Origin of the sequence: Streptomyces sp. NPDC002490 (genome assembly GCF_040296045.1) — a bacterium.
Taxonomy (GTDB): Bacteria; Actinomycetota; Actinomycetes; order Streptomycetales; family Streptomycetaceae; genus Streptomyces.
The window spans coordinates 145,916-152,484 of the sequence record NZ_JBEOWM010000015.1 but is presented as its reverse complement, the minus strand read 5'-3'; the positions used below and the strand labels follow the sequence as shown (position 1 = coordinate 152,484).

The window sequence follows — 6,569 nt, the reverse complement described above, 5'->3', positions numbered from 1 at the left end:
GCGGCGGCTACCGACGCGACGACCGCGGACCCGCGGGCGGCGCACGCGGCGGCTTCCGGGACCGTGACGACCGCGGGCGGGACGGGGCCCGCGGCGGCTATCGGCGTGACGACCGGGGACGTGACGGAGACCGCGGCGGATTCCGTCGGGACGAACAGCGCTCCGGCGGTGACCGCGGCGGCTTCCGCCGCGACGACCGCGACCGGGACCGCGGACGGGGTCCGGGCCGTGACGACAGCCGTGGCCGCTCCGGCGGGGGCTACCGGGGCCGTGACGATCGCCGCGACGACGACCGCAGGGGCGGTGGCCGGTTCGGTGACGACCGGGACCGCGACCGTGAGCCGATCAAGCGGCTGCCCATCCCCGAGGACGTGACCGGCGAGGAGATCGACAGGGACGTGCGGCAGGAGCTCCAGAGTCTGCCGAAGACGCTCGCCGACGACGTCGCGCGCAACCTCGTCATGGTCGCTCGGCTGATCGACGAGGACCCCGAGACGGCCTACGCCTACTCCCGCATCGCCTTGCGGCTGGCCTCCCGGGTCGCGGCCGTGCGCGAGGCGGCGGGATTCGCCGCGTACGCCAACCAGAAGTACACCGAGGCCCTCGCCGAGTTCAGGGCCGCACGGCGGATGACCGGCCGGGTGGAGCTGTGGCCCCTGATGGCCGACTGCGAGCGGGGTCTCGGACGGCCGGAGAAGGCGCTGGACATGGCCGGAGCCCCCGAGGTGCAGAAGCTCGACAAGGGCGGCCAGGTCGAGATGCGCCTCGTCGCGGCCGGCGCGCGGCGCGACCTCGGGCAGCTCGATGCGGCGATCGTGACCCTCCAGAGCCCCGAGCTCGCGTCGAACTCCGTTCAGACGTGGACCGCGCGGCTCCGCTACGCCTACGCCGACGCCCTGCTGGCCGCCGGCCGGGAGGACGAGGCCCGGGAGTGGTTCGCCAAGGCCGTCGAGTCCGACAAGGACGGCACGACCGACGCCTCGGACCGGCTCGCGGAACTGGACGGTGTCGAGTTCGTGGACGCCCTGGACGACGAGGCCGAGCACACCGAGGGCGCCGGAACCGACGCGGACGGCGCAGGCGACGGGGCGAAGGAGTCCGCAACGGACTCCGGTGCGGCGGAGGGCAGCCCCTCCGAGCCGACCGTGGCCGGGTCGGAGGTGGCCCCCGAGGGCCGGGCTCCCGAAGCGGGAACGCGGGAAGCGGCCGGGGACGACGATCCTGCCGATGCGGACACCGAGAACCGCGACGAAGGGCAGCACCCGTCCGACCGGTGACGGCCGGCGCGGGAGCGAAGGACGGCTGAACGTGTGGGGCGAACCCCAGGAGTTCGCCCCACACTGCGGTCAGCGGTCGTTCCTCAGCGGCCGAGGCTCCGCAGGACCAGCCCCGTCGCCGGCTTGGGGCCGAACGACGTGGACTTCCGCGGCATCATGACCCCCTGGCGTGCCAGGTCGCGTACGACCTCCTCGCGCACGGGATGCAGCAACACGGCCGTGCTGCCGTCCCGCTCCGCCTTCGCGACCGTGGCCGGGGCGTCATGGATGTAGGAGATGCGCTCGGGGTGATCGGGCACCCCCCACACCCGGTCGATCAGGGTGGAGTGCAGCACGGTGGCGTCCAGGGTGCGCCAGGCCGCGGGGCGGTCCTGCGGGACCGTCCCGGTGAGCAACTCGGGGTCGGGCCGGTCGATCAGGTGGAACGCACCGTCCCCCGCCAGGAGGAAGGCGTTCCCCTCCGAGGCTGCCGCACCGAGTGCGGCCACGGCACCGTCGAGGGGCCCGGGCACCGTCCGGACGCGGAAGCGTCCCTCCAGCGCGGCGAGGGCCCGAGCGGTCGGGAACCGGTGCAGCAGCCGGTGGATGGCACGGACCCGCAGGGGATAGCGAACGGTGTCGACCAGGAGCACGAGGCCGCGGTCCCACGGACTCGGCGACCGATGCGCCGCCCGCAGCCGGAGGTAGGTGGCCCACCGGTGGTGGCCGTCGGCGATGAGCGCCTGACGGCGGGCGAGGTCCGCACGGACCTCCGCGATCTCCTCCGCCGCGGTCACCGCCCACAGCCGGTGGCACACCCCGTCCTCGGTGGTCGTCGTCAACAAGGGCTCCCGCCCGGCGGCACGATCGACGACGGCGGCCGTGCCGCCTCCCCCGGCGTCCCCCCGGTACGTCAGCAGGAGCGGATCGAGGTTGGCCCTGGTCGCACGCATCAGGGCGGCCCGGTCCGCCACCACCGGGGCCATCACGTCCTCGTGGGGCAGCACGATCCCCTCGGCGGACTCCGACAGCCGCAGGGCGCCGATCACCCCGCGTTGCAAGTGCCCGCCCTGCTGTTGCTCGTACACGTACAGCCCCGGGGCCGGGTCGGCGACGAGGACGCCGTCCGCCAGCCAGCGGCCGAGGGTGTCCGCTGCCCGCTCGGTCCGGGCGCTCGGCGACACGGCCTGGGGAAGGATCAGCCGGACGATGTTGTGGGGGTCCGCGGACTCCAACTGGTGCAAGCCGTCGGGGCGGACCACCACGTCGTACGGGGGCGAGGTCACCGCGGCCAGGTCGCCGATCCGTTCCGGGGCGTAGCGCACTCCCCGGAACGGCGCCAGGTCGAGCCCCCCGGCCGTCTGCTCGTCCGGCTGAGGTCGCCCGGCACCCGCATCGTTCATGACGGCATCGTAGGTCGCCCCCGGCGTGGGGGATGATCGGGGGAGTACGACCCACGAGGAGCGATAGCCGATGAGCCAGACCGTGCAGCACGGGCCCGCCGCCAGCGACCGTCCGTTGAGCGAGGCGTACGACACCGCCCTGCTGGACCTGGACGGAGTGGTGTACGCCGGCGGCAACGCCATCGCGCACGCCGTCGACTCGCTCGATGCGGCGCGGTCCGCGGGAATGCGACTCGCCTATGTGACCAACAACGCCCTGCGCACGCCGGACGCAGTGGCCGCCCACCTCACCGAACTGGGCATACCGACCACCGCGGGTGAAGTGATCACCTCGGCGCAGGCCGTTGCCCGGCTCATCGCCGAGGACGTGCCGGCCGGCGCCCGCATCCTGGTGATCGGCGGGGAGGGGCTGCGGGCCGCACTGCGGGAACGCGGGCTGACCCCCGTGGAGTCGGCGGACGACGACCCGGTGGCCGTGGCGCAGGGCTACGGGGGCCCCGAGCTGCCGTGGGGGCGGTTCGCCGAGGCGGCGTACGCGATCGCCCGGGGGGTGCCCTGGTACGCGTCGAACACGGATCTGACGATCCCGAGCGGGCGGGGGATCGCCCCGGGCAACGGGGCGGCCGTGGAGGTCGTCCGGATCGCCACCGGTGCCGAGCCGCGGGTGGCCGGCAAACCGTTGCCGCCGATGCACCGGGAGAGCATCCTGCGGACCGGTGCGCGGCGGCCCCTGGTGGTGGGGGACCGGTTGGACACCGACATCGAGGGCGCGGTCAACGGAGGGGTGGACTCCCTGCTCGTCCTGACCGGGGTGACCGATGGGGCGCGCCTGTTGGCGGCGCCGCCGCAGCACCGCCCGACCTATGTCGACGCGGACCTGCGCGGGCTGCTGACCGGGCAGCCGGAGGTCGAGGCCACCGGGGCCGGCGGAGGTCCGAAGGGGTTCCGGTGCGGAGCCTGGACGGCGTGGGCCGGTCCGGACCGGCTGGAGGTCCGGGCGGGGAGCGGGGACGCCCCGGACGGGATCGACGGCCTGCGGGCGCTGTGCGCGGCTGCCTGGGAGGCGGCGGGCGAGGGGGCGTGCACCCTGGACGGTTCCGCGGCGCTCGCCCGGGTGGGCCTGTAGGCCGTACCGGTCGGTCCTCCCGGGCATCCCGGGCATCCCGGACCGGGAGGCCCGGTCCGGCGGCCGGAGTCAGAGCAGGGAACGCAGCCGCAGGAGGTCCCGCATGCCGGCTTCCAGACCGATCCGGCCCGAACCCCAGGCCCGGGCGAAGTTCAACCGGCCGTCCACGAGCGCGACGAGGTCGTCGCTGGTCATGGTGAGCCGGATCTGCGCCCGCTCGGGCGGGAGGCCGTTCACCACGTTCTGCACCTCGATCCGGCCGTCGTGGAGGCGCCCGGTGAACGTCACGTCGAGGTCCTTGACCCGACAGGTGAGCGAACGGTCCATCGCCGCCGCGCGCGCACGGCCTTCGGCGGTCGCCATGTTGTCCGAGAGCTGTTCGAGTGCGGCACGGCACTCCTCGATCGTCGCCATCGTGAGCGACGGTACCCCAGTCCTTCGGGGTAGCGTCGGGACATGAACAGCGACTTTCCGACCGGGGCGGTACCCGGGCCGTCCCGGACCACGGCCGTGCCCGCCCCCCCGCCCGGTTCGGGCGGGACACCGGAAGCCGGAGGATCCGACCGCCTCCCCGGAACGGAAGGACCCGCCGAGGGTCCGACTCCGCTGGGCGTCGACCGCTTCCCCACCGGGCATCCACCGGTGGACGCGCACCTGACCAGGCTGGCCGACGCCGACCGCCTCGCCACCGAGGGCCACCTCGCGGTGTACGAAGATGTCCATCGGGGCCTGCGCGAGACACTGACCGCGCTCGACCAACCCACGGGCCCACCGGCCCCCGCGCCACCGCGAGGACCGGCACCTTCGTACGACCACAGGAGCTGAACCGAACGTGGCAGGAGTGGCACGCCGCCGACTCGACGCCGAACTGGTCCGCCGCAAGCTCGCCCGCTCGCGCGAACACGCCAGCCAACTGATCGCCGCGGGGCGGGTCACCGTGGGCGGCACCCCCGCGACCAAGCCCGCGACCCAGGTCGAGACCAGTGCGGCCGTCGTCGTCACCCAGGACGAGGACGATCCCGGCTACGTCTCGCGGGGAGGGCACAAGCTCGCCGGGGCCCTCGGGGCGTTCGTCCCGCGGGGGCTCGTGGTCCACGGGCGACGCGCGCTCGACGCGGGCGCGTCCACCGGCGGTTTCACCGACGTCCTGCTGCGCGCCGGGGCCGGTCACGTCGTGGCCGTGGACGTCGGGTACGGGCAACTGGCGTGGTCCCTCCAGAGCGATGCGCGCGTCACGGTCAAGGACCGCACCAACGTCCGCGACATGACGCTGGAGACGATCGACGGCGTTCCGGTCGACCTGGTGGTGGGGGACCTCTCCTTCATTCCGTTGGGGCTCGTCCTCCCGGCGCTCGTGCGGTGCGCCGCCCCGGACGCCGACCTGGTGCTGATGGTCAAGCCGCAGTTCGAGGTGGGCAAGGAGCGGTTGGGCAGCGGGGGAGTGGTCCGCAGCCCCGAACTGCGCGCCGAGTCCGTACGGCGGGTCGCCGGCCGGGCGGCCGAACTCGGCCTCGGCGTCAGGGGAGTCACGGCCAGTCCGCTGCCCGGCCCCTCGGGGAACGTCGAGTACTTTCTGTGGCTGCGGGCCGGGGCACCCGAACTCGACCCCGCTGACGTTGACCGTGCAGTGGCGGAAGGACCGCGTTGACACAGAGCCGAGTTCGTACCGTATTCCTCCTGGCGCACACGGGACGGCCCGCGGCCATCCGCAGTGCCGAACTCGTGGTTCAGGGACTGCTCCGCGCCGGGCTCCGCGTCCGGGTGCTCGAAGCGGAGGCGTCCGACCTGCCGTTGCCCCCGTCCGTGGAACTCGTCCAGGAGGCGACGCCGGCCTCCCTCGACGGCTGCGAACTGTTGATCGTGCTCGGCGGTGACGGAACCCTGCTGCGGGGGGCGGAGTTCGCGCGGGCCTCCGGGGTGCCGATGCTCGGGGTGAACCTCGGCCGGGTGGGCTTCCTCGCCGAAGCCGAACGGGACGACCTCGACAAGGTCGTCGACCGGGTGGTGACCCGGGCGTACGAGGTCGAGGAACGGATGACCATCGACGTCGTGGTCCACCGCAACGGCGACGTGGTGCACACGGACTGGGCCCTGAACGAGGCGGCCGTCCAGAAGGTCTCCCCGGAGCGGATGCTGGAAGTGGTCCTGGAGGTCGACGGGCGGCCCGTGACCGGCTTCGGCTGCGACGGCATCGTCTGCGCGACCCCGACCGGCTCCACCGCCTACGCGTTCTCCGCGGGAGGACCCGTGGTGTGGCCCGAGGTCGAGGCGTTGCTGATGGTGCCGATCAGCGCGCACGCCCTCTTCGCCAAGCCGTTGGTCACCTCCCCGAACTCGGTGCTGGCCGTGGAGGTGCAGCCGCACACCCCGCAGGGCGTGCTGTGGTGCGACGGGCGGCGCACCATCGAACTGCCCCCCGGGGCCCGGGTGGAGGTGCGGCGGGGCGCGGTGCCCGTGCGCCTGGCCAGGTTGCACCACGCCTCGTTCACCGATCGGCTCGTGGCGAAGTTCGCCCTGCCCGTGTCCGGTTGGCGGGGCGCACCGCAGTGATCCTCCCGCTCCGCCGACCGGGCCCGGGCGCGGCGGCGGGGCGGCGGGGGAGGGGAACGACGAGGGGCGGGCCGCTCGGACGGCCGGTCGACTGCTCATGCCTTCCAGAGTGCGTCCCGTCCCGGGCGGACGCCATGAGGTTCCCCGCACGGACGGACTGCGGAAGACCACAGGTCCCCGCCCGGCTCGCCGGGCGGGGAACACGGACGGGCCGGGGTCCGCGCGGCCACCCGC

General features: G+C 74.1%; 6 protein-coding genes. 4 read left to right on the top strand and 2 right to left on the bottom strand.

Annotated elements, in window-relative coordinates:
* Positions 1–398 precede the first annotated feature (398 nt).
* Positions 399–1,277, top strand: a complete 879-nt coding sequence (locus ABT092_RS12625) for a tetratricopeptide repeat protein (protein ID WP_351242851.1) — start codon at positions 399–401, stop codon at positions 1,275–1,277.
* 83 nt (positions 1,278–1,360) lie between these two features.
* Here ABT092_RS12625 and ABT092_RS12620 read toward each other — a convergent pair whose 3' ends face one another.
* Positions 1,361–2,659 carry a DUF1015 family protein gene (locus ABT092_RS12620; RefSeq protein ID WP_351242831.1) on the bottom strand — a complete coding sequence of 433 codons (1,299 nt, stop codon included), beginning with the start codon at positions 2,657–2,659 and terminating at the stop codon, positions 1,361–1,363.
* A gap of 70 nt (positions 2,660–2,729) precedes the next feature.
* Here ABT092_RS12620 and ABT092_RS12615 point away from each other — a divergent pair, with 70 nt between their 5' ends.
* A complete protein-coding gene (locus ABT092_RS12615; protein WP_351242829.1) occupies positions 2,730–3,785 on the top strand; it encodes an HAD-IIA family hydrolase in 1,056 nt (351 codons plus the stop codon).
* 69 nt (positions 3,786–3,854) lie between these two features.
* Here the strand turns inward: ABT092_RS12615 and ABT092_RS12610 are convergent, their stop codons facing one another.
* Positions 3,855–4,199 (bottom strand): SCP2 sterol-binding domain-containing protein, encoded by a 345-nt coding sequence (locus ABT092_RS12610; RefSeq protein WP_351242827.1) that lies wholly within the window; start codon positions 4,197–4,199, stop codon positions 3,855–3,857.
* Positions 4,200–4,617: 418 nt separating this feature from the next.
* Between ABT092_RS12610 and ABT092_RS12600 the strand changes: the two genes are divergently transcribed.
* Positions 4,618–5,433 carry a TlyA family RNA methyltransferase gene (locus tag ABT092_RS12600; protein WP_351242825.1) on the top strand — a complete coding sequence of 272 codons (816 nt, stop codon included), beginning with the start codon at positions 4,618–4,620 and terminating at the stop codon, positions 5,431–5,433.
* Positions 5,430–6,335, top strand: a complete 906-nt coding sequence (locus ABT092_RS12595) for an NAD kinase (protein ID WP_351242823.1) — start codon at positions 5,430–5,432, stop codon at positions 6,333–6,335. Before ABT092_RS12600 ends, ABT092_RS12595 begins: the two co-directional genes overlap by 4 nt.
* The last annotated feature ends 234 nt before the right edge of the window (positions 6,336–6,569 follow it).

Excerpts from the sequence above, each read along its gene's own strand:
- ABT092_RS12620 (WP_351242831.1), bottom strand. The coding sequence starts at position 2,659 with ATGAACGATGCGGGTGCCGGGCGACCTCAGCCGGACGAGCAGACGGCC.
- ABT092_RS12615 (WP_351242829.1), top strand. The coding sequence starts at position 2,730 with ATGAGCCAGACCGTGCAGCACGGGCCCGCCGCCAGCGACCGTCCGTTG.
- ABT092_RS12610 (WP_351242827.1), bottom strand. The coding sequence starts at position 4,199 with ATGGCGACGATCGAGGAGTGCCGTGCCGCACTCGAACAGCTCTCGGAC.